Origin of the sequence: Actinomadura luzonensis (assembly GCF_022664455.2) — a bacterium.
GTDB classification, from domain to species: Bacteria; Actinomycetota; Actinomycetes; order Streptosporangiales; family Streptosporangiaceae; genus Nonomuraea; species Nonomuraea luzonensis.
Genome location: NZ_JAKRKC020000002.1, coordinates 1815370 through 1833489, shown reverse-complemented (window position 1 = coordinate 1833489; position 18120 = coordinate 1815370). Strand labels below are relative to the sequence as shown.

Annotated in this window: 33 protein-coding genes; 30 read left to right on the top strand and 3 right to left on the bottom strand. The window is 71.1% G+C overall.

The genetic code is table 11. The annotated features are described in order from the left end of the window. The first annotated feature begins 381 nt into the window (after positions 1 to 381). The 16 genes from MF672_RS38955 (at position 382) to MF672_RS51605 (ending at position 6662) form a co-directional block, all read left to right on the top strand. A complete protein-coding gene (locus tag MF672_RS38955) occupies positions 382 to 1053 on the top strand; it encodes a hypothetical protein (RefSeq protein ID WP_242375257.1) in 672 nt (223 codons plus the stop codon). Beyond that, complete coding sequence (locus tag MF672_RS38950; RefSeq protein ID WP_242375256.1) at positions 1046 to 1819, top strand: DNA-methyltransferase; 774 nt, start codon at positions 1046 to 1048, stop codon at positions 1817 to 1819. The genes MF672_RS38955 and MF672_RS38950 overlap by 8 nt, the downstream gene beginning before the upstream one ends. A 69-nt stretch (positions 1820 to 1888) precedes the next feature. Then, positions 1889 to 2191: a hypothetical protein gene (locus tag MF672_RS38945; protein WP_242375255.1), complete on the top strand. Its 303-nt coding sequence runs from the start codon at positions 1889 to 1891 to the stop codon at positions 2189 to 2191. Continuing rightward, entirely contained in the window at positions 2188 to 2439 is a 252-nt protein-coding gene (locus MF672_RS38940) for a hypothetical protein (RefSeq protein WP_242375254.1), read from the top strand. Before MF672_RS38945 ends, MF672_RS38940 begins: the two co-directional genes overlap by 4 nt. Next, positions 2436 to 2864: a hypothetical protein gene (locus MF672_RS38935; protein ID WP_242375253.1), complete on the top strand. Its 429-nt coding sequence runs from the start codon at positions 2436 to 2438 to the stop codon at positions 2862 to 2864. The genes MF672_RS38940 and MF672_RS38935 overlap by 4 nt, the downstream gene beginning before the upstream one ends. A gap of 102 nt (positions 2865 to 2966) precedes the next feature. Next, positions 2967 to 3323 (top strand): hypothetical protein, encoded by a 357-nt coding sequence (locus MF672_RS38930; protein ID WP_242375252.1) that lies wholly within the window; start codon positions 2967 to 2969, stop codon positions 3321 to 3323. A 46-nt stretch (positions 3324 to 3369) separates the two neighbouring features. Further along, the gene (locus tag MF672_RS38925) at positions 3370 to 3951 is read left to right on the top strand and encodes a hypothetical protein (RefSeq protein WP_242375251.1); all 582 of its coding nucleotides are present in this window, start codon (positions 3370 to 3372) and stop codon (positions 3949 to 3951) included. Continuing rightward, entirely contained in the window at positions 3944 to 4309 is a 366-nt protein-coding gene (locus MF672_RS38920; protein WP_242375250.1) for a hypothetical protein, read from the top strand. The genes MF672_RS38925 and MF672_RS38920 overlap by 8 nt, the downstream gene beginning before the upstream one ends. After that, positions 4302 to 4463 (top strand): hypothetical protein, encoded by a 162-nt coding sequence (locus MF672_RS38915; protein WP_242375249.1) that lies wholly within the window; start codon positions 4302 to 4304, stop codon positions 4461 to 4463. The genes MF672_RS38920 and MF672_RS38915 overlap by 8 nt, the downstream gene beginning before the upstream one ends. A gap of 3 nt (positions 4464 to 4466) precedes the next feature. After that, on the top strand, positions 4467 to 4685 hold the full coding sequence (locus MF672_RS38910; protein ID WP_242375248.1) for a hypothetical protein: 219 nt from the start codon (positions 4467 to 4469) through the stop codon (positions 4683 to 4685). Further along, entirely contained in the window at positions 4682 to 4942 is a 261-nt protein-coding gene (locus tag MF672_RS38905) for a hypothetical protein (protein WP_242375247.1), read from the top strand. Before MF672_RS38910 ends, MF672_RS38905 begins: the two co-directional genes overlap by 4 nt. 82 nt (positions 4943 to 5024) lie before the next feature. Next, on the top strand, positions 5025 to 5246 hold the full coding sequence (locus MF672_RS38900; RefSeq protein ID WP_242375246.1) for a hypothetical protein: 222 nt from the start codon (positions 5025 to 5027) through the stop codon (positions 5244 to 5246). Continuing rightward, positions 5243 to 5458, top strand: a complete 216-nt coding sequence (locus tag MF672_RS38895) for a hypothetical protein (RefSeq protein ID WP_242375245.1) — start codon at positions 5243 to 5245, stop codon at positions 5456 to 5458. The genes MF672_RS38900 and MF672_RS38895 overlap by 4 nt, the downstream gene beginning before the upstream one ends. Next, positions 5455 to 5736, top strand: a complete 282-nt coding sequence (locus tag MF672_RS38890) for a hypothetical protein (protein WP_242375244.1) — start codon at positions 5455 to 5457, stop codon at positions 5734 to 5736. The genes MF672_RS38895 and MF672_RS38890 overlap by 4 nt, the downstream gene beginning before the upstream one ends. A 3-nt stretch (positions 5737 to 5739) precedes the next feature. Further along, positions 5740 to 6543, top strand: a complete 804-nt coding sequence (locus MF672_RS38885) for a hypothetical protein (RefSeq protein WP_242375243.1) — start codon at positions 5740 to 5742, stop codon at positions 6541 to 6543. Then, positions 6540 to 6662, top strand: coding sequence for a hypothetical protein (locus MF672_RS51605; protein ID WP_302893354.1), 123 nt, complete (start codon positions 6540 to 6542; stop codon positions 6660 to 6662). The genes MF672_RS38885 and MF672_RS51605 overlap by 4 nt, the downstream gene beginning before the upstream one ends. A gap of 65 nt (positions 6663 to 6727) precedes the next feature. On the opposite strand, the gene MF672_RS38880 is transcribed toward MF672_RS51605, so the two are convergent. From MF672_RS38880 to MF672_RS38870, 3 genes are read right to left on the bottom strand one after another with little or no spacing between them, the layout of a single operon-like run. After that, positions 6728 to 6976 (bottom strand): hypothetical protein, encoded by a 249-nt coding sequence (locus MF672_RS38880; protein WP_242375242.1) that lies wholly within the window; start codon positions 6974 to 6976, stop codon positions 6728 to 6730. Between the two features lie 32 nt (positions 6977 to 7008). Next, on the bottom strand, positions 7009 to 7155 hold the full coding sequence (locus tag MF672_RS38875; RefSeq protein ID WP_242375241.1) for a hypothetical protein: 147 nt from the start codon (positions 7153 to 7155) through the stop codon (positions 7009 to 7011). Between the two features lie 18 nt (positions 7156 to 7173). Next, positions 7174 to 7548 (bottom strand): helix-turn-helix domain-containing protein, encoded by a 375-nt coding sequence (locus tag MF672_RS38870; RefSeq protein ID WP_242375240.1) that lies wholly within the window; start codon positions 7546 to 7548, stop codon positions 7174 to 7176. A gap of 90 nt (positions 7549 to 7638) precedes the next feature. Here MF672_RS38870 and MF672_RS38865 point away from each other — a divergent pair, with 90 nt between their 5' ends. The 14 genes from MF672_RS38865 to MF672_RS38800 all read left to right on the top strand — a co-directional run bounded on the left by MF672_RS38865 (position 7639) and on the right by MF672_RS38800 (position 18120). Continuing rightward, complete coding sequence (locus MF672_RS38865; RefSeq protein WP_242375239.1) at positions 7639 to 7875, top strand: hypothetical protein; 237 nt, start codon at positions 7639 to 7641, stop codon at positions 7873 to 7875. Further along, a complete protein-coding gene (locus MF672_RS38860; RefSeq protein WP_242375238.1) occupies positions 7868 to 8347 on the top strand; it encodes a helix-turn-helix domain-containing protein in 480 nt (159 codons plus the stop codon). Before MF672_RS38865 ends, MF672_RS38860 begins: the two co-directional genes overlap by 8 nt. Continuing rightward, positions 8344 to 8685, top strand: coding sequence for a hypothetical protein (locus MF672_RS38855; protein WP_242375237.1), 342 nt, complete (start codon positions 8344 to 8346; stop codon positions 8683 to 8685). The genes MF672_RS38860 and MF672_RS38855 overlap by 4 nt, the downstream gene beginning before the upstream one ends. A 255-nt stretch (positions 8686 to 8940) precedes the next feature. Beyond that, complete coding sequence (locus MF672_RS38850) at positions 8941 to 9201, top strand: hypothetical protein (protein ID WP_242375236.1); 261 nt, start codon at positions 8941 to 8943, stop codon at positions 9199 to 9201. After that, complete coding sequence (locus MF672_RS38845) at positions 9201 to 9710, top strand: hypothetical protein (protein WP_242375235.1); 510 nt, start codon at positions 9201 to 9203, stop codon at positions 9708 to 9710. Before MF672_RS38850 ends, MF672_RS38845 begins: the two co-directional genes overlap by 1 nt. A gap of 8 nt (positions 9711 to 9718) precedes the next feature. Next, positions 9719 to 10951, top strand: a complete 1233-nt coding sequence (locus MF672_RS38840; protein WP_242375234.1) for a hypothetical protein — start codon at positions 9719 to 9721, stop codon at positions 10949 to 10951. Positions 10952 to 10969: 18 nt separating this feature from the next. Continuing rightward, a complete protein-coding gene (locus MF672_RS38835; RefSeq protein ID WP_242375233.1) occupies positions 10970 to 11257 on the top strand; it encodes a hypothetical protein in 288 nt (95 codons plus the stop codon). A 10-nt stretch (positions 11258 to 11267) separates the two neighbouring features. Beyond that, a complete protein-coding gene (locus tag MF672_RS38830) occupies positions 11268 to 11681 on the top strand; it encodes a hypothetical protein (RefSeq protein ID WP_242375232.1) in 414 nt (137 codons plus the stop codon). Between the two features lie 14 nt (positions 11682 to 11695). Further along, complete coding sequence (locus MF672_RS38825; protein WP_242375231.1) at positions 11696 to 11998, top strand: hypothetical protein; 303 nt, start codon at positions 11696 to 11698, stop codon at positions 11996 to 11998. Positions 11999 to 12009: 11 nt separating this feature from the next. Then, positions 12010 to 12963 (top strand): hypothetical protein, encoded by a 954-nt coding sequence (locus tag MF672_RS38820; RefSeq protein WP_242375230.1) that lies wholly within the window; start codon positions 12010 to 12012, stop codon positions 12961 to 12963. Positions 12964 to 12974: 11 nt separating this feature from the next. After that, the gene (locus MF672_RS38815; protein WP_242375229.1) at positions 12975 to 13250 is read left to right on the top strand and encodes a hypothetical protein; all 276 of its coding nucleotides are present in this window, start codon (positions 12975 to 12977) and stop codon (positions 13248 to 13250) included. Then, positions 13247 to 14797, top strand: a complete 1551-nt coding sequence (gene terL / locus MF672_RS38810) for a phage terminase large subunit (RefSeq protein WP_242375228.1) — start codon at positions 13247 to 13249, stop codon at positions 14795 to 14797. Before MF672_RS38815 ends, terL begins: the two co-directional genes overlap by 4 nt. 14 nt (positions 14798 to 14811) lie before the next feature. After that, positions 14812 to 16890: a phage portal protein family protein gene (locus tag MF672_RS38805; RefSeq protein WP_242375227.1), complete on the top strand. Its 2079-nt coding sequence runs from the start codon at positions 14812 to 14814 to the stop codon at positions 16888 to 16890. A 9-nt stretch (positions 16891 to 16899) separates the two neighbouring features. Then, positions 16900 to 18120 (top strand): head maturation protease, ClpP-related, encoded by a 1221-nt coding sequence (locus MF672_RS38800; RefSeq protein ID WP_242375226.1) that lies wholly within the window; start codon positions 16900 to 16902, stop codon positions 18118 to 18120.

The following is an 18120-nucleotide window of genomic DNA, read 5'->3' as shown; positions in this document are numbered from 1 at the left end:
ACCGCCCGCACCCACGAAGAAGACCCAGACGCGACGCAACCGCCGCCACACCCTCGACCTCCCACGCCCCTGGAGCGAGCACCTCCCATGTGCCGCGGTGTGCCTCGTCTGCCGGCGACCCGAAGAGCTCGGCGCCTGCGCAGGCGGCTGCGCCACCGTCTGCGGCAAACCAGACCGCACCGGCCCGGTGGAGGTGTGCCTCCTCACCCAGGCCGCACCCGCACGCCCCGTCCCCGGCCGCCGATGGCTACTCGCCACCTGCCCCCACTGCCAACGCACCAACTGGCACCGCCCCGTCCGCTGCCGCGCCTACCGCATCGGCCAATGCGGACACCCCTACGTCATCGCCCCGGAGGTGGCCTCTTGAAGTCAAGAGACCTCATGAACGAAGCAGGCGCCCGCTGGTGCGAGCAGCACAAACGCTACGAATGCACCAAGCGATCGAAGCGCCGCCCGGGCGACGACTGCCACGCCTCGGCGATCCGCGGGACGAACGCGTGCCGGACCCACGGTGGCCAGAAGACCGAGGTGCTGAAGGCGAAAGGCGCCGCCCTCTCGGCCTGGCGGGCGGTTCCCGGCCGGCAGGACGTCACCCCCTCGGAAGCGGTCCTGGCCATGCTGCAGATGTCCTGGGCGCGCGTGAACCTGTACGCGTCGCTGCTGGAGCAGCAGGTGGCCGACGCCCAGAACGACGGCGGCGGCCTGGGGGGTTCAGACGACCCGGACCTCGGCCCCGGCGCCGGCCTCATCGGCCACACGAGGAGCGGCGTGAAGGACATCGGCATCTTCGCCACCGGCGAAGCCGCCCGCGGCCTCACCCTCCTCGAGGAGAAGGAACGCGACCGGTGCGTCCGGTTCGCGAAGACGGCGCATGACATGGGGATCGCCGACCGGGAGATCCGGCTTGCCGAGCAGCAGGGCGCGCTGATCGCAGGCGCGATCTCCCGCATCTTGGACGCGCTGGAGCTGACGGCCGCGCAACGGGCGCGGGTGCCCGAGGTCGTGCCCGGCGTGCTGCTGGAGATCGCCGGAGAGGCGGGCGATCGTGCTTGAGCCATACTTCGCCGACGACACCGTGCAGCTGTACCTCGGCGACTGCCGCGACGTGCTGCCGCTGCTCGACATCGCACCGGTGGCCTGCGTCGCGGACCCTCCGTACGGCGAGACCGCGAACGAGTGGGACACGTGGCCCAATGGCTGGGTCGACGCCGTGTCGACCGTGCTGCCGCAGTCGGCGTCGCTGTGGTGTTTCGGCTCCGCCCGCATGTTCCTCGACCAGCGCGACGACTTCCGCAGCTGGAAGTTCGCCCAGGAGGCGCTGTGGGTGAAACGCAACGGCACCGGCCCGACCTCCCGTGACCGGCTGGTGAAGCTTCACGAGTGGGCCTACCACTGGTATCGGGGCCGCTGGTCGGACCTGCACCACGAGTGGGAGCGGGAGCGCGTCGACGCCAACAAGGGCACTGTCCGCAAGCTGGCCCGCGCCGCCGAGCATCAACGTGACGGCCGCCAGAACGCATGGACCGACGACGGCACCCGTCAGCCCCGCTCGGTCACCTACCTGATCGAGGCTCCTTCGGTGCGGTTCCAGAAGCGCCACCCGGACGAGAAACCGCTGGCCGTCGTCGAGGCGCTCGTTCGCGAGTGCACGCCCGAGGGCGGCCTGGTGCTGGACCCGTTCGCGGGTTCCGGCTCCACGCTGCTCGCCGCCCGGTTACTCGGTCGCCGCGCGGTTGGCATCGAGCTGAACGAGGAGTACGCCGAGCGCGCCGCTGAGCGCCTGGCGACCGCCGATCTGTTCTCGGAGGCGACGTCGTGAAGCGCCGGAAAATATCACGCTCAGTAACTTTCGGGAATAGCTGTTCCCGCAGATAAAAGGATGATCAACATGGTCGAAACTCACCCTCCGCTACCCCAGACCAGCACCTTCCGGCACGAGCACGGCGAGGTCGAAGCCGTCCAGCTCACCCGCGAGAACCTGTGGGACGTCTACGAGTGGGCCGACTCCAAGCCCTGGTTCGGCCCCGACCGGCAGATCGACGGCCTGACGATCTGGACGCTCAACGGCCGGAGGAAGGCCGACTTCGGCGACTGGGTCATCCGCTCCGTCTTGGGCGACTTCTACCCGATCAAGCCGGACGCCTTCGAGTCCATGTACCAGCCTGTCGAGCAGCCCGAGGAGCAGCCGTGACGGCCGACGTCTGCGACGTGTGCAGTCTGCCCGACCCGTACAACGGCGCCGGCGACGGCATCGGCTCCTGCTACTGCCCGCGCGGCGACTGCGGCGAGCCCGACTGGTCGGTGTTCTGCACCTGCCCGGCCGAGGACGACGGGCCAGCCTGCTGGGAGCCCAAGCCCGGCGGCGGTGTCCGCTGCGGTCTGGACGTGGATCACGAGGGCGAGCACAGGTTCACGATCTGGACGGGAGCAGACGCATGATCCGCCTTCGTCACGCTGTCCGACAGCTCCGCGAGTGGCGGCAGGCCCGCCGCGACTACCGCGCCCTCGGCGCGGAGGGCCGCGCCGCGCACATCCGGGTGGACATCCGCATCCACCCCGGCGACGACGAATGGACCGGCCTCGACGGTGTCACCGGCATCAAGACCACGATCCCGCTCACCCCGGCCGGGAAGCGGTACGTCAAGTACGTCCTGGCAGACATCGAGCGGACGTGCGTCCGAGCCGTCCTCAAGGCGACTCGGGACGCGGCACGAGCGGCTGTGAGCGCTTCTCGCGTCGTCCAGACGCCAGGACATCAGGACCGCACCCAACGCCCGCCAGCGACCGCCACAGCCCCGCCCGCAACCCATCCCGCGCCCGACCCCCGACACCGAAACGAGGACACCGACCATGCACGTCGATGAGGACTACCTCGCCGCCACCCCGCCCATCGAGTGGGCCCCCGAGACACAGCCGTGCGGCTGCCACCCGCACCAGATCTGCCAGTGCGACCCCGGGGAGGACCTGTGACCCAGCTCGATCCGCTCGGCCCCCTCGTCCTCCGCCTCGAACGTTCGATCACCAATCTCGACGCGTACATCGAGCAGCGCGCCCGCGAGATCGCAAACCCGCGCATCACCGCCACCGAGCAAGACGCCGACGAGCGCATCGCCACCGCCGAGCAGGAACGCGACCACTGGCGCACCCGCTTCACCGACCTCCAACGCGAGCACGAGCGGCAGCGCACCGCCCTCGAACGCCAACTCCGCACCGCCCGGGCCGCGATCACCCGCGTCCACTCCACCCTGTTCCTCAACACCACCGCCCACGTCTCCGGAGTCACCCCCACGGACCAGCCGCTGACCGACTACCAGCGCGGCTAACAGGCGTGCGCCGACCACGTCACCACCGCACTCAAGGAGACCGACCATGCCTGAAATCGACGTCACCACCATGGCCGGCCACACCTGGACCATCCCCATCGCCGACCGCACCGCCTGCAACCCCGACGCCCTCCACCGCGCCACCGCCGATCACGGCCTACGCGCCCACCTCATCGAACTCCTCTGGGGCACCGACCGGCCCACCCCCACCAGCGAAGGCCAGATCGGCGGCTACGTGTGGGAGATCGCCGACAAGCTCGCCACCGCCCTCGAAGGCGACCTGCTGGCGTGCCCGCCCGCGTGGGAGTGCGTGTGCGGGACGCTGAACCACGGCCAGTGGTCGTCCCGCGAAACGTGCAGGGGCTGCCGGATCGAGGCGGCGAAGCCGTCGCAGGTGGCCGCGCACTACCGCATGGTTCCGCCACCTGCGGAGAACGGCGTGCTCGCCAAGCGCCTGGAGGCAGCACGAGCCCGGGCCGAACGCGCCTCCACCGCCGAGGCCGGCAACGCCCGCGTGCGCCAGCTCCACGCCGAGATCCCGTACAAGCCCGGCACCTGCTACTGCGGCAACCCGTGCCCGTGCCCGACCATCCGCGCCCTCGACGGAGAGGACACCGATCGTGGCTGACCAGGACAGCTACCGTGTGCGCCTCGGCATGGCCCTCGCCACCCGCGCCCCCATCGCCGCTTACCTCGACATCATTGAGGCGGTGCGCGACGACGAACTCCACGCCGCCCGAACCGCCATCGCCGCCGTCCGCCAGCTCTGCGAGGAGGCGAAGACCGACCAGGACGCCCCGGGCCTGTGGCTCCTCGCGGAGAAGATCCTCGCCGCCCTCGACGGCCCCGACCTCCGAGAAGTGACCGTGTCGGCCCGGGACCTCGACCTCGTCATGAACCACGCCGGCGACCCCGCCCACATCGCGGACTACCCGGCCGCCGCGCAGCGCGTACGCGACGCCCTCGAAGGAGCACAACGTGCCTGACCCGCACGTGAGCATCACCCTCACCTTCCGCACCCCCGCCGCTGGTGCCGTCGTCCTGGAGCACGTGCTCGCCGCCGTGAACAGATCGCAGATGCCGTACGAGCTGACCGCCGCCAGTTGCATGAGCTTCGACCTCGACGAAGTGGAGGACTGACCCATGGCCCATCTCAACCGCCCGCTCCCACCCGACCCGGCGAACGGCCGCTCCTGCGACTGGGGCGGGGACAACAGCCCCTCGATCGGCTGGCGCTGGAGCAATGAGACAGGCTGCTGGCTGCCCGTCTGCGGCCAGCACACCGGCGGCCCGAAGGCCGAGAACGCCGGGGCCTACGTGCCGGACACCGCCATGGTGTGGCGCGAGAGCGAGTGCCCATGAACCGCGTCTGGGTCGCCCCGCTCGGCACCGACCCCGACGGGCCCGGCTGGACCGAGATCGGCCGACCCTTCGACGACGGGCTCGTCATCATCGACGACCTCCCCCCGGCCGGGCCGCCGTTCCAGTGGCCCGTCACCATCACTCTCACCGCCGTCAGCCCCTCGTTCGGCTGGTGGCGGGCGTACCGGGACCTGATCGGCATCACGCACCCGAACGCGTCGCGGGTGAAGCGCGCCTACTACCGGCGGCGCCGATGAGCGCCCCCTGGCCGGATCGTTTTCGGGACGTGCCGAAAACGATCCTGAGCTGCTGATTCTCGCCCAACGAACGGAACCGCCCATGACCGCCCTCTGGATCGCCCTCGCCGCGATCATCTACGCCGCCGGGTTCACCGCCACCGCCCGAGCCGTCAACCTCCTCGACCGGCGCTGGCCCCAGCTCCGCATGGGCGAAGGCGAAGACGTGATGCTCGCCATCATGTGGCCGCTCGTCGCCATCGCCGTCGTACCACTCGCGCTGCTCTACCGCTTCGCCACCCGCGACCTCAAGGGGGATAGATGACCACCACGATCGGCCATATCCTGCGCGCCCTACGCGAGAGCCGCCCCGAGCCTGCCCACGTCTTCTGCCACCCGGACGACCGCGAGCAGGTCGCCGTCGCGCTCGTCCTGCTGCCCGACGTGCGAGTCGTGGCCAGTCCGTACGTGCCTGCCGGGCAGCTCGTGGTCGCCACCGACCCGGCGGGCACGCACGAGATCGGGGAGCGGCCGTGAACCACACGCACCCGTTCACTCGCCTCGTACCGGAACGCTGGCGGTGGGCACACAAGGCATTCGCCTGGCTCGCCCAGTACGCCTGGCAGCCCTGCCCGCTCTGCGAGCGCCCGTTCGGCGGGCACGAGTGGCGCGACATCGACGGCAAGACCTCGCTCATCCCGAACCCTGCCAGCGTCTACGGCCACCTCGGCATCTGCCCGGCTTGCACTCGTGCCGGGCGAGGCCACCGCCAGCCCGTGCCGTGGGACCTGCCCGACCACTTCCAGGGGGACTGACCATTGCCCATCCGCGAAGACGCATGCCCCGGACCGTGCGCGAATGCCGCCCGCAAGGCATGGGAGGCGTACGACCAGGCCGTCACCCGCCACGACTACGAAATGCTCCTCCACCTCGACGCCCTCGAACACCACCGTCACGCGCTCGCCGCCTGGCGTGTCCCTCTCATCCTGCCGGTTGAGCCCCAGCCGTCGGCCCGGCCCGAACCGCCCACCATCCCCGTCCCCATCGGGCAGCCGGTCTGGTGCTCGCGATGCCCGCGCATCATCCGCCACGCCCTGGCCGAACTCGACGACACCGCCGCGGTGCTCGCCGCCGGCGTGGACGGCCACCGCGGCGCCGCCATGTCCGGCCCGAACGGCGTCAAGCCGCTCGACCACCGGCAGATCGTGGACGAGCTCGACGAGCTGTTCGGGTTCCTGACCGAGGTGGAGGACCAATGGCGGGCGGCGCGCGGCTACCCCGAACGGCCGCGCCGGGCCCGCGGCGCGCACGCCCGCGCCGTCAGCGTTGGCTGGCTGCTCGGCCAGATGGACGACATGTTGTTGGACCCGTGGTCGGTCGAGGTTGGGCTCGACATCCTCAGGTGGCAGCGTCGCCTGCGGGGGATGACAAAGTCGGATCCGACGTCGAACCGCAGCCCGATCGAGTGTCCGCGCTGTCGGGAGCGCCAAATCGGCAAGACCGATGACGGCTACTGGCAGTGCAAGTCGTGTGGCCGGTTGATGAACGAGGACGAGTACGGGGACGAGTACGCGAAGCAGGCGGAGGAGCACGACCACGAGCGGGAGGTGGCCGCGTCATGAGCACCCCAGACGAGATGCGGCGGAACGCACTCCGCGCGCTGCGCCTGCGCTTGGCGGTGCAGTTGACGGTGTACGGGCTGGTGATCGCGGTCGCGGTGGCGTGGCTGGTGTGGGGGTAGGTGGCTGGCGGCATGCGGAAGGCGGCCTACCCCGCAACGGGGCAGACCGCCTGACGCTGAGGGATCTACGAGCGAGGACGATTAACCTCGGCCCGTTCGTCGTCCTCGCGGAGGACTCGGGTGATGATGCGGTCCACGTCGCCGTGCTCCTGGCGGGCGGAGTCGCGAACGATCTGCCTCTGCTTGCGAAGGGCGTCGGCGTACGCCGGTTCGGCGATCCAACCTGCAAGGGTTCGGCCGTGATGCCACACGTGACCGCCGTCCAAGCTGTACTCGATGATCACGCCTACGGATTCGGGGTGCTCCGCGTGCATCGTGGCTCCTTGTGTCGTGGGTGAAGGGTAGGTCAGGCGGTGCGTGCGTCGCGGATCTGCTGGACGATCGCGGCCTGCTCCGCCTCGTCGTCCGAGGCGAACGAGGCGTAGTCGGCGATGTCCTGGTCGGTCAGATCGGCGTGGGCGAGGATGTCGGCGTGACGCGGGCTGATCTTCACGGGGTGGCCCTTCCTGGGTTAGGCGGCGCGGCGGGTGCGGGCGGCTTCGAGCAGAGCCACCGCCGCGCGGTGGTAGCAGCGGTAGCGGCCCTTCGTCCCGGCCGGGCAGGTGCAGGACTCCTCCGCGACGAGGTAGTGGGTGGTGCCGTCGCTGGACACGGCGGTGTAGATGCCGGGGCGGCTGGTGGGGAGGATCGCGCCCTGTTCGATGGCGTCGCGGGCGTTGTCGATCTGGTGGGGCTTGTAGTCGTCGAGCTGGGCGGGGACCGAGATAACCCAGCGGCCAGCCTGCTTGGTCGCCTGCACCTTGCCCTGCTGCGCCCAGCGCTGTGCGGTGCGTACGGAGACGCGGTGCGCGGCGGCGATTTCGGCGGTGGTGAGGGTGGCGGCCACGTCTCGCTCCTTGATTGCGCTTCTCTGTTGCGCTTCACGCTAGCGCAACACTGCTGTGCAGCGCAAGAGGATTGCGCTACTCTGTTGCGCATGACCGAGCAGGACCCCATCGCCGTCCTCGACGAGGCCACTCGCCGCTACCGCGAAACCGAGCAGGCCCACGAGAAAGCTCGCGAGGCCGTCATCGACGCCGCCCTCAACGCACTCCGCGCCAAGGAGCGGCCGACCGACGTCGTCGAGCACTCGCCGTTCACCGCCGCGTACGTGCGCAAGCTGGCCCGCGACAACGGCATCGAGCCCGCCAAGAAGGGAAAACAGGATGGTTGACCCCAGCACCCCACCCGGCGCTCAGTTCTTCCAGCGGACCGAACTCGAGCGCGCCCAACGCGGCTGGTCCAAGATTGACCTCTGCCAGCGCGCCGGCATCGGCCGCGTCACCTACGACCGGCTCGCCAGCCAGAAGAACCCACCAATCGTCCGCACCGTCAAGAAGCTGTGCGACACCCTCGACATCGATCTCGCCGAAGGCTTACGACTCGCTGGCCTCGACACAACCGGCCAACCCCAGCAGCCGGACTGGGCCGCCGCCTTCCAACAGGGCATCGCCGAGATCGGCAAGGGCTTCGAGCAGGCCAGCCGCGTCTTCGCCGCCCAGGGCGCGATGGGCTGGGCCTACCGGGGCGACCTCGACCAGACCCGCAAGGCGCTGGCCGGCATGCAGCCGGAGCAGCTACAGGAGATCTCGGCCGCCGCGACACTGCTGGCGGCCCTCGCCGACGAGGAGCTGAGCACCAGATGACCCACTGGTTCGTGATCGAGACCGGAGACAACGCCGGACGCCCCCACCTGCAAGGGTGGCTGGAGACCGCCATCAAGGGCGCGGACGGGTGGCTCTCGTACGCCATCTGCCCACGCTGCCACGCCATGGTCCAAGTCAGCGGCACGTACGGCGATCAGACGTGGGCCCACGAGCAGTGGCACGCGGCCACCGACTTCCCCATCCCGAAGGAGGTCCGCGACCGCGTCACAACGCCGCCCACCCCGGACGACAGCATGGAGGAGCGGCTGCGCGAGCTGGAGCAAGAGTCACGCGCGGCGTACGAGTGGCAGATGGAGTTGCGTGACCGTGGCGAGTGATGACCTGGCCGCGTTGGGATAATGACCACCATGACCCCCACGACCACGCCCCCCGGCGACGTGCTCGTCATCCCCGCCGTCCTCCCCATCCACATCCCCGAACACGCCCTGACACTGACAGTCCGCGAGTGGCTCGGCGTACCCACCACTTGCGCAACCCCCTGACCTGCGGGCAAGCTAGCCACAGTAACGTCACGTGATCTACGCCCTCGACCGGTTCATCGGCGAGGGCGTTTCGCATATCCAGGGGGTGCCATGCGTCCCCGCCCCGTCACCGCCGCCCAGGCCGCCGCCGAGCTGACCAAGCGCCCCGGCCAGCCGCGCGCCGTCGGCACCATCTACTCCTGGGCCACCCGCTACAACGTGCGCCGATGGGCCAACGATCAGGTCACGCTGTACGACTACAACGACCTCGCCACCATCGACGGCTGCATCCGACGCGGCGAACCCGTACCCGCCACCCCGGACGAGCGCGACCAGCTCCGCGAGCAGCTGCGCACCCGGTGGGCCGCCTGATGGCCACCCTCCGCCAGTACCTCGCCCCCGAAGAGGCGACCTTCGGCGCGTCCGCGTTCCCGCAGTACGTCCGCAACTACGGCACCTCGTTCACGGTCAGCGGCCTCGCCTACGACGCCAGCGCCGCCGAGGTCGCCTACTGGAAGTTCAACCCCGCCGGCTACGGCTCGGGCAACGTCACCGCGGACGTCATCTGGTACGCCGACACCTCCACCACCTCGACGCACGGCGTCACCTGGCAGGTCGCCATCGCCGCGATCACCCCCGGCACCGACACCCAGAACGTCGAGACCAAAGCGTTCGCCACGGCGCAGCAGGCATCCACAGACCTCGGCAGCACGAACGCACAGAAGCTGATGAAGACCACGGTCACCATCAGCAACCTCGACAGCATCGCGGCCGACGACGAAGTGTGGATCAAGGTGACGCGCCTGGTCAGCGACGCCAACGACGACCTCACCGGCGACGCCATCCTCACCTCCGTGAGGCTGAGCTACTCCGACACGTAGGAGGCGGCGTGGCCGTCCGGTTCGACGCCTCCGGCGAGTCCTACAACCGAGCGTTGGCCCTCGGCGCACAGTCCGCGTGGACCGTCTCCATGTGGGTCAAGCTCGCCGCCAACCGCCTCGTCTCCACGATCCTCTGGCAGATCGACAACGGCTCCTCCGACTGGCTCACCGTCCGCGCCTGGGACGGCAGCGCACTCGCCATCGAAACCGACGGCGAATGGAACGCCCTCCTTAGCCACACGCTCACCGTCGGCACCTGGACGTACGTCGGCATCGGCGCCGAAACCAACGGCGACGTCAGCCGCGTCATCGGCGACGCCGGCGGCACCCTGACCACGAGCACCCCGAACTACGGCGCGACCACGTTCAACGCCGGGTTCCTCCTGCTCGGCGTCGGCGGCCTGTCCACCAGCTGGCTCAACGGCAGCATCGCCGCCGTCAAAGTCTGGTCCGGCGTGCGCCTGACCACGGACGAGCTGCTGCAGGAGGCGTACACCTACCAACCGCAGCGCACCAGCAACCTCAGGTGCTGGTACCCGTTCGACCGGCTCGAAGCCACCGACTTCAGCGGCAACGCCAACACCTTGTCCGGCGGCACGGGCGCGAGCCTCGACCCCGACGGGCCGCCGATCTCGTGGTCGACCGGCCGCCACCGCCTCGCGATCCCGACCTCCTCCACGCCCCCCACCGGCAGCGTGGCCGCCGGCCTACCTCCCCTCGGGGCGGCCTCGACCGGCGCCGTCCGCGTCTCGGGCTCCGCCACCCACACGCTGCCCGGTCTCTCGGCCTCCGCGACCGGCGCGGCAGTCGTCGCAGGCTCGGCCGCGCTCGGGCTGCCGTCGCTGTCCGCCAGCGCAGCAGGGACCGCGGAGTCCCCGGGTGAGCTGGCGGTCGGGCTGCCGTCGCTCGGAGCCGCGGCGACAGGTCATGTGCAGCCGCCGGGCGAGATCGCGGCTACGCTGCCCGGCATCTCGGCCGGTCTGGACGGGACCGTCTTCCTCGGCATCGTCGACCACGACCTGCCCGCCCTGTCGGCGTCCGCCGTCGGCGCGGTCGTCGTGTCCGGCGCGCTGGGCGCGACGCTGCCGGGCCTGGTGGCCGAGGTGCCCACGGACATCATCTACGACATTACCGTCACCACCCCCGGAGCCGAGCGCGGCTGGGCCGCGGGCGAGCCGGAGCGCGCGGTCGCCGCCGACGGGGCGGTGCGCGGCTGGACCGCTGGCAGACCGACCACCTGACCCGGAGGGGGCGTCGCGATGCTGCGGATCTCGCACTTGTCGGTGGAGTACATCAAGGTCCCCATCCTCAAGGGCCCGCCGGAGCTGACTGACCTCCCGGTGTCGATGGCGTTCCTGCCCGAGGGCCAGGACCCTGCCACCGGCGACTGGGAGACCGCGGTGTGGCTTGGCCAGAGCGCGGCGGCGCTGATCGGCCCCGGCACCGACTGGCCGCTGGTCAAAGGCATCACCTACGGGATCTGGGTCCGCATCACGTCCGGTCCGGAGGCACCCCTCCTCGGCCCATTCGACCTGAACATCACCTGAGGAGGCTCCGTTGGCCACCCGCATCCCCGACGCCGTCCGCAACGCCGCGGCCGACGCGGTCGTCGACCGGATCGACACCGGCTCCACCAACGCCCAAGGCAGGCTGCGGATCTACACCGGGACGCAGCCCGCGTCGGCGAACACCGCTCCGTCCGGGACGCTGCTCGCCGAGGTGTCCCTGGCGAATCCGGCCTTCAGCGCGTCGAGCGCCGGCGTCGCCACGCTGCTCGGCACTCCGCTCTCGACTACGGGCGTTGCCGCTGGCACGGCTGGGTGGTTCCGGATCGTGGACCGCGACGCCAACACGGTGCTGGATGGCTCGGCCGGTACGTCCGGCACGGAGCTGATCCTCAACACCACCACCATCAGCATCGGCGCGACCGTGCAGATCACGGCCGGCACGATCACCATGCCCGCAGGCTGAACGGAGAACGTGCGATGTCGCTGTATCTCACCGTCGAGGTCCGCCACGACCCGGCGCACTGGGCCAGCCCGCCGTACCAGATGCTCATCAACTGGTGCTCGGCCAACGGCATCCCGTTGGAGACGGGCTGGACGCTGCGCGTCTACGACGAGAGCCCGGTCCGCGCCGAGCTCGACGTGATGGACCTCGACGAGCAGGGCGAATGGATCTGGCCGGAGGGCGCCGACGAGCCGTCCACGCACACGGTCACCTACACCTGCAGCTCGCTGCCGCCGCTGTCCGGGTACATTGTCCGCGGCGGCTCCACCTCGCCCTGAAGCCGTAGACGATGGCCACCCGCCACAACCTGTGCGTCAACCCCTGCCTCACCAACAACGCGACCGGGTGGGGCGGAGAGGCCACCCCGGCCCGGGCCGCCGTCACCGGATTCGACCGGCCCAACGCGGCCGAGTACACGGCCGGGACCTTCATCCGCACCGCCGGCGGCGCCGCGGTGGCCGGGCAGGAGTACACGCTCAGCGTCTACGTCCGGCCCAACAACGCGTTCAGCGCGGGCGGCAACATCTACGTGGAGTGGCGCAACGCCAGCGACGGCGTCATCTCCTACAGCAACGGCTCCTACAGCCTGACCGCGAACGTAGTGACCCGGGCCAGCGTCACCGCGACCGCGCCGGCTGGCGCGGCGACCGCGCAGATCATCCTCGACGGCACTAACTACACCGTCACCACCGTGCACGCCACCATGTGCCTCATCGAGGCCGGCAGCGTGCTCGGCGACTACTTCGACGGCGACTCGCCCTCGGCGGCATGGGACGGCACGCCTGGCAACTCGTCCTCGACGCTCGAGGACGCCATTACCGGCACGCTGGCCGCCGCGCTCCCGCCGCTCGGTGCCGCCGCCGGGGCCAGCGTGAGGGTGCCCGGCGCGGTGGCCGCCACGTTGCCCGGCCTCGCGGCCGGCGGCGACGGCGGACTCCTCGTGCGCGGTCCGGTCGCCGGTGGGCTGCCCAGCCTGTCGGCGTCGGCCGCGGGCCAGACGCTTGTGCAGGGGCAAGCGGCGGCGGGCCTGCCGCCGCTATCTGCCGCCGCCGGCGCGGCCGTGTTCGTCCCGGGCGGTCCGGTCACGGCCGGCCTGCCGCCGCTCGCGGCCGGGCTTGCCGCGGTCTCCGAGGTGGCTGAGCTGGACGTGCCCGTCCGGGTCGGCTCACCGCGGCTGGGCTGGCCGGTCGGGGTCGCGAGCCTGTCCTGGTCGGTGGGACCGCCCGTCCTTGGAGGGGAGTGAGCATGCCGTACATGCCGGCTTCCTCGCGCGAGGAGCTGCGCGTGCCCTGGGGGCCCGGCCTGGACGGCTTCCCGGTCGGCATCGCGGTCGTGCTCGAGACCGCCGACGAGCCGGCCGAGGACGACTACCACGCCGCGAGCTGGGATGGGGAGGACGCGGTGCTCCTGATCGGCCAAGGCAGTGATGTCGAGCTGGTGGCGGGTGAGTACGTGGTGTGGACGCGGCTGGAGGCGGCGTCGCAGCGGCCGGTGCGCCGGTCCGGGACGCTCACGGTCGGCACCCCGTGACCGTGCTCAGCCCGTGGGAGTACGCGGCCCAGCACTTCCAGACCAAGACCCGCAAGTGGCCGACGCCCGGCGCGATGTCCGCCGCGCTCGACCCGGCCGGGCATCGGCAGACCGCGATGCTGGACCTCATCGACCGCGAGCTTGTCGAACTGTTCGACGGCAACGCTCACGACCGGCTGATGGTGTTCTGCCCACCTCAGGAGGGCAAGAGCCAGAAGATCAGCCGCCGCACCCCGGCCTGGCTGCTCTCCCACGACCCGACCCTGCGCATCGCCATCGTCAGCTATGCGGCGAACAAGGCCGAACGGTGGGGCCGGCAGATCCGGCGCGACATTCTCGCCCACCCGGAACTCGGCATCACGCTCCGGCAGGACTCTCGGGCGGCCGGCCGGTGGGAGACCGAGCAGGGCGGCCAGCTCGTGTGCGTCGGCATCGCGGGCGGCATTACCGGCGAGCCGGTGGACGTGCTCATCGTGGACGACCCGGTCGAGGGCCGGGCCGAGGCGGAGTCGGCGACCTATCGGGATCGGGACTGGGACTGGTGGGAGTCCAACGGCTCCACCCGGCTCTCCTCCCGAGCCAGGGTGATCGTGATGATGACGCGGTGGCACGAGGACGACCTCGCCGGCCGCCTCGAAACGCGCGAGCCCGGGGACTGGCGGATCGTGCGCATCCCGGCCATCGCGGGCCCGAACGATCCGCTCGGCCGGCGGCCGGGCCAGGAGCTGGAGTCGGTGCAGCGGCGCAAGCCCGGATACTTCCACGACCTCCAGGTCAAGCGGTCGGCGTACGTGTTCAACAGCATCTTCCAGCAGAACCCGGTCGCGGCCGACGGCAACCTCTTCAAGCGCAGCGACTTCCGCTACTGGCGGCAGATGCCTGCGGACGCGGCGTGGCACGGCGTGCTGGGCGGCCAGCGCGTCGACCTCGGCGGCCGGGCCGTCCAGCTCGACGACTGCTGGCGGTTCATCACAGTCGACCTCGCTGCGTCGAAGCGCACCTCGGCGGACTTCACGGTGGCCGCCGCCTGGGCCATCTCCCCGGACGGCGACCTCATCCTGCTCGGCCGGAACCGCGGCCGGCTCGAAGAGGGGGAGCACTGGGACCACGTCCGGCCGCTCCAGCAGCGCTGGCACGCGGACACCGTCTTCATCGAGCAGTCCTTCATCAGCACGACGCTCGCGGTGGACGCGACGGCGGCAGGCATCCCGGTGCAGCCACTGGTCGCCGAGACGGACAAGATCACGCGGGCGATTCCGGCGACGAACCGGGTGAAGGCCGGCCGGGTGTGGTTCCCCGCTGGGGCGGACTGGTTGGACGTCTGGTGTGACGAGCTGGCCTCGTTCCCGTCGGCGGCGCATGACGACCAGGTCGACACGCTCTCGTACGCGGCCCGGGTCGTGAGCGCGCATTGGTTGCCGTCGGAGAACGCCGCGCAGGTGGATGCGCGTCGGGCTGCGGCGCCGGTGGATGACGTGATCGGCCAGGCGTACGCCGCGGCGACCGGTACAGGCGGCGGCCTCGACCTCATGACGATGACCTACTGAACGGGGTGAACACCATGGCCAGCGCCCCGACCCGAGAGATCGGCCACCTCGACACCTACTACGCCGGCCTCTGGCTCGGCGACTGGCTCGAACAGATCCCCGACCTCATCTGGCCCAACAGCGTCCAGACCTACGCCCGCATGCGGCACGACCCCCAGCTCACCGGCGTCCTCGCCGCCTACACCCTGCCCATCCGCCGCGCGACGTGGATGATCGACCCGGCCGGGTGCCGCGACGAGGTCGTCCAGCTCGTCGCCGACGACCTCGGCCTGCCGATCCTCGGCGCGGACGTGGAGCCCGGCCCAGCGAGGCGGCGCGGCGTCTCCTGGGCCGACCACCTCAGGCTGGCCCTGCTCAGCCTCACGTACGGATTCTCGGTGTTCGAGCGGCGGTACGAGATCCGCAACGGCCTCGCCCGCCTGATCAATCTCGGCGAGCGGCTCCCGCACACCATCGGCGCCATCAACCTCCACCGCGACGGCACCATCCGCTCCATCCAGCAAGACATCGCCCCCGCCAGCAACCCGATCCCCGCCGATCGCCTGGCCTGGTACGTGCACGAGCGCGAAGGCGCCAACTGGGCCGGACGCTCCATCATGCGCGCCTCGTACGGGCCTTGGCTGCTCAAGCACGAGATGTGGCGCGTCAACGCCACCGCGATCCGCCGCTTCGGCATGGGCGTCCCATCCGTCACCGCTCCGACAGGCGCCACCCCGGCGCAGGTGGCCGAGGCCCAGCGGCTGGCCAGCTCGATGCGCGTAGGCGACCAGGCCGGCGTAGGCCTTCCTGCGGGCTTCCAGCTCGCGATCACGGGCATGACCGGGTCGGCGCCGGACGCCATGGCGATGATCCACTACCTCGATCAGCAGATGAGCCGCAGCGCCCTGGCGGGGCTGATGGATCTCGGCGACACCTCGAACGGATCGAGGGCGCTCGGCCAGAGCTTCCTCGACCTGTTCCTCCTGTCGCTCCAGAGCGTGGCCGACGAGATCGCCGACGCCGCCACCTCAGGCCAGCCTGGCATCGACGGCATCGTCACCCAGCTCGTCGACTACAACTGGGGCGACGACGAGCCAGCCCCCAAGATCGTCGTGCAGGACGTCGGCGCCCGACCCGAGGTCACCGCCGAAGCGCTCGACCTGCTCATCCGGTCGGGTGCGATTGACCCCGACCCCGAGCTTGAAGCCTACGTCCGCAAGACCTGGAAGCTTCCCGAACGCGACCCGGACGCCCCCACCTCGCGACCCACCACGCCGCCGCCCGCACCAGACCCGGCGCCGGAGCCCCCTGCGGCCCGGGCCCGGCGCCGGCCACGCGCCCGCCAACCGCGCGCCGCCACTGCCGAGGAGGGCACCAGGCGGCAGCTCACCCTCGACGAGGACACCTCCGGCATGGACCCCGCCGCCATCCAGCAGGCGTGGCAGGAGGCGCTCGACGAGCTGCTCGTCGACTGGCAGGACATCGCCGAAACCTGGCGCGGCCAGCTCGGTGAGCAGATCGAGCAGGCGCTCGATGACGAGGACCTCGAAGCGCTGTGCGCGCTCAGCCTCGACTGGGCCGCCGCCGCTGCGCTCCTCACCGCGGCCATGGTGGCGCTGGCTGGCACCTCCGCCGACCAGATGGCGGCCGAGGCTGCGAGCCAGGGCGTCACCGTCGAGCCGCCGCCGGTCGACGAGGAAGGGCTCGGCGCAGTCGCCACCGTCATCGCCACCCTCCTCGCGGTGTGGCTGGCCGGGGCAGCCGCCCGCGAAGCGCTCCGCCTCACCACCCCAGGCGCGGCAGCCGCCACGGTGGCCGCCGCAGTGGTGGCGTTCCTGGCCGGCCTGTCCGACCGGTTCCTGCGCGACCAGCTCGGCGCCGCTCTCTCGCAGGCGCAGGCGTCCGGCCGGTTCGCCGTGCTGCACGAGGCACCCGACGCCCGCTACCTGAGCAGCGAGGTGCTCGACCCGAACACCTGCGGCCCCTGCCGCGACATCGACGGCCAGGAGTTCGACGACCTCGCCGCAGCCGAGGCCGCGTACGGGACCGGCTCATACATCGACTGCCAGGGCGGCGTCCGCTGCCGCGGCACCGTCTACGCCCTCTGGACCTAGGAGCCCCGCGTGCAGCACCGCCCGCCCCGGCCGCCCCGCGCGGGCGACTGGTACCGCATCACCAACCTCGCCGACACCGCTGAGGTCGTCATCTACGACGAGATCGGCTGGTGGGGCACCACCGCCGAGCAGTTCATGCGCGACCTCAAGGACATCACCGCCTCGCAGATCACGCTGCGCATCAACTCGCCGGGCGGCGACGTCTTCGACGGCATCGCCATCCACAACCTGCTGCGCGCCCACACCGCGCACGTCACCACCCACGTGGACGGCCTCGCCGCCTCCATCGCCAGCGTCATCGCCCTCGCCGGCGACCGCGTGGTGATGGAGCCCCACTCGCAGATGATGATCCACGACGCGTCCGGGTTCTGCTACGGCCAGGCCGCCGACATGCGGGAGATGGCCGACATGCTCGACCGCCACTCCGACAACATCGCCGGCGTGTACGCCGAGCGCGCGGGTGGCACCGTAGCCGAGTGGCGCGAGCGGATGCGCGGCGAGGCGTGGTTCTCCGCCGACGAGGCGGTCGCCGCCGGCCTGGCCGACGAGGTCGGGCAGCGTCGCGACACCGACGACGACCAGCCAGTGACCAACTCGTGGGACCTCGCCGAGAGGTTCCGTTACCCCGGCCGTGCCGCCGCCCCCGCGCCGGTTCTCGCCGTCCAGACTCCCCCGGCCGAGCCGGCCGCGGGGCCCGCAATAACCGATCAGGAGGAGGACAGCATGTCCACTCTGAGCGAGGGCCTGCGTGAGCGGCTCGGCATCGACGCCGACGCTGAGCTCGACGACACGGCCCTGCTCGACGCGCTCGACGAGGCCCTGGCCGAGCGCGCCGACACCACCCCGCCCGAGCCCGCCCCGGCCCCCGCGCCGGAGCCGATCGCAGCCCGCATCCCCGAGGGCATGACCCTCATCGACTCCGCCGCCCTCGACGAGCTGCGCAACAGCGCCGCCGAGGGCGTCGCCGCCCGGGCGCAGCAGCGCGCCGAGGAGCGCGACCGCGTCCTGAACGAGGCACTCCGCGACGGCAAGTTCCCGCCCGCCCGGCGCGAGCACTACGCGAAGGCGTGGGACCGCGACCCCGACGGGACGCGCGCACTGCTCGACCTGCTGCCCAAGAACTCGGTCCCGGTCGAGGACATCGGCGAGCCCGGCACCGACCCGCTGGCCAGCGACGCCGAGAACGCGGCGATCGACCGGCTGTTCTCCATCCCCGGAAAGGACGCCTGA

Bases quoted from the DNA above. Each gene is read 5' to 3' on its own strand.
- MF672_RS38835 (WP_242375233.1), top strand. From the start codon at position 10,970: ATGCTGCGGATCTCGCACTTGTCGGTGGAGTACATCAAGGTCCCCATC.
- MF672_RS38925 (WP_242375251.1), top strand. From the start codon at position 3,370: ATGCCTGAAATCGACGTCACCACCATGGCCGGCCACACCTGGACCATC.
- MF672_RS38805 (WP_242375227.1), top strand. From the start codon at position 14,812: ATGGCCAGCGCCCCGACCCGAGAGATCGGCCACCTCGACACCTACTAC.
- MF672_RS38850 (WP_242375236.1), top strand. From the start codon at position 8,941: ATGCGTCCCCGCCCCGTCACCGCCGCCCAGGCCGCCGCCGAGCTGACC.
- MF672_RS38905 (WP_242375247.1), top strand. From the start codon at position 4,682: ATGAACCGCGTCTGGGTCGCCCCGCTCGGCACCGACCCCGACGGGCCC.
- MF672_RS38900 (WP_242375246.1), top strand. From the start codon at position 5,025: ATGACCGCCCTCTGGATCGCCCTCGCCGCGATCATCTACGCCGCCGGG.
- MF672_RS38815 (WP_242375229.1), top strand. From the start codon at position 12,975: ATGCCGGCTTCCTCGCGCGAGGAGCTGCGCGTGCCCTGGGGGCCCGGC.
- MF672_RS38910 (WP_242375248.1), top strand. From the start codon at position 4,467: ATGGCCCATCTCAACCGCCCGCTCCCACCCGACCCGGCGAACGGCCGC.
- MF672_RS51605 (WP_302893354.1), top strand. From the start codon at position 6,540: ATGAGCACCCCAGACGAGATGCGGCGGAACGCACTCCGCGCGCTGCGC.
- MF672_RS38945 (WP_242375255.1), top strand. From the start codon at position 1,889: ATGGTCGAAACTCACCCTCCGCTACCCCAGACCAGCACCTTCCGGCAC.
- MF672_RS38955 (WP_242375257.1), top strand. From the start codon at position 382: ATGAACGAAGCAGGCGCCCGCTGGTGCGAGCAGCACAAACGCTACGAA.
- MF672_RS38855 (WP_242375237.1), top strand. From the start codon at position 8,344: ATGACCCACTGGTTCGTGATCGAGACCGGAGACAACGCCGGACGCCCC.
- MF672_RS38860 (WP_242375238.1), top strand. From the start codon at position 7,868: ATGGTTGACCCCAGCACCCCACCCGGCGCTCAGTTCTTCCAGCGGACC.
- MF672_RS38895 (WP_242375245.1), top strand. From the start codon at position 5,243: ATGACCACCACGATCGGCCATATCCTGCGCGCCCTACGCGAGAGCCGC.
- MF672_RS38935 (WP_242375253.1), top strand. From the start codon at position 2,436: ATGATCCGCCTTCGTCACGCTGTCCGACAGCTCCGCGAGTGGCGGCAG.
- MF672_RS38865 (WP_242375239.1), top strand. From the start codon at position 7,639: ATGACCGAGCAGGACCCCATCGCCGTCCTCGACGAGGCCACTCGCCGC.
- MF672_RS38880 (WP_242375242.1), bottom strand. From the start codon at position 6,976: ATGCACGCGGAGCACCCCGAATCCGTAGGCGTGATCATCGAGTACAGC.
- MF672_RS38820 (WP_242375230.1), top strand. From the start codon at position 12,010: ATGGCCACCCGCCACAACCTGTGCGTCAACCCCTGCCTCACCAACAAC.
- MF672_RS38825 (WP_242375231.1), top strand. From the start codon at position 11,696: ATGTCGCTGTATCTCACCGTCGAGGTCCGCCACGACCCGGCGCACTGG.
- MF672_RS38845 (WP_242375235.1), top strand. From the start codon at position 9,201: ATGGCCACCCTCCGCCAGTACCTCGCCCCCGAAGAGGCGACCTTCGGC.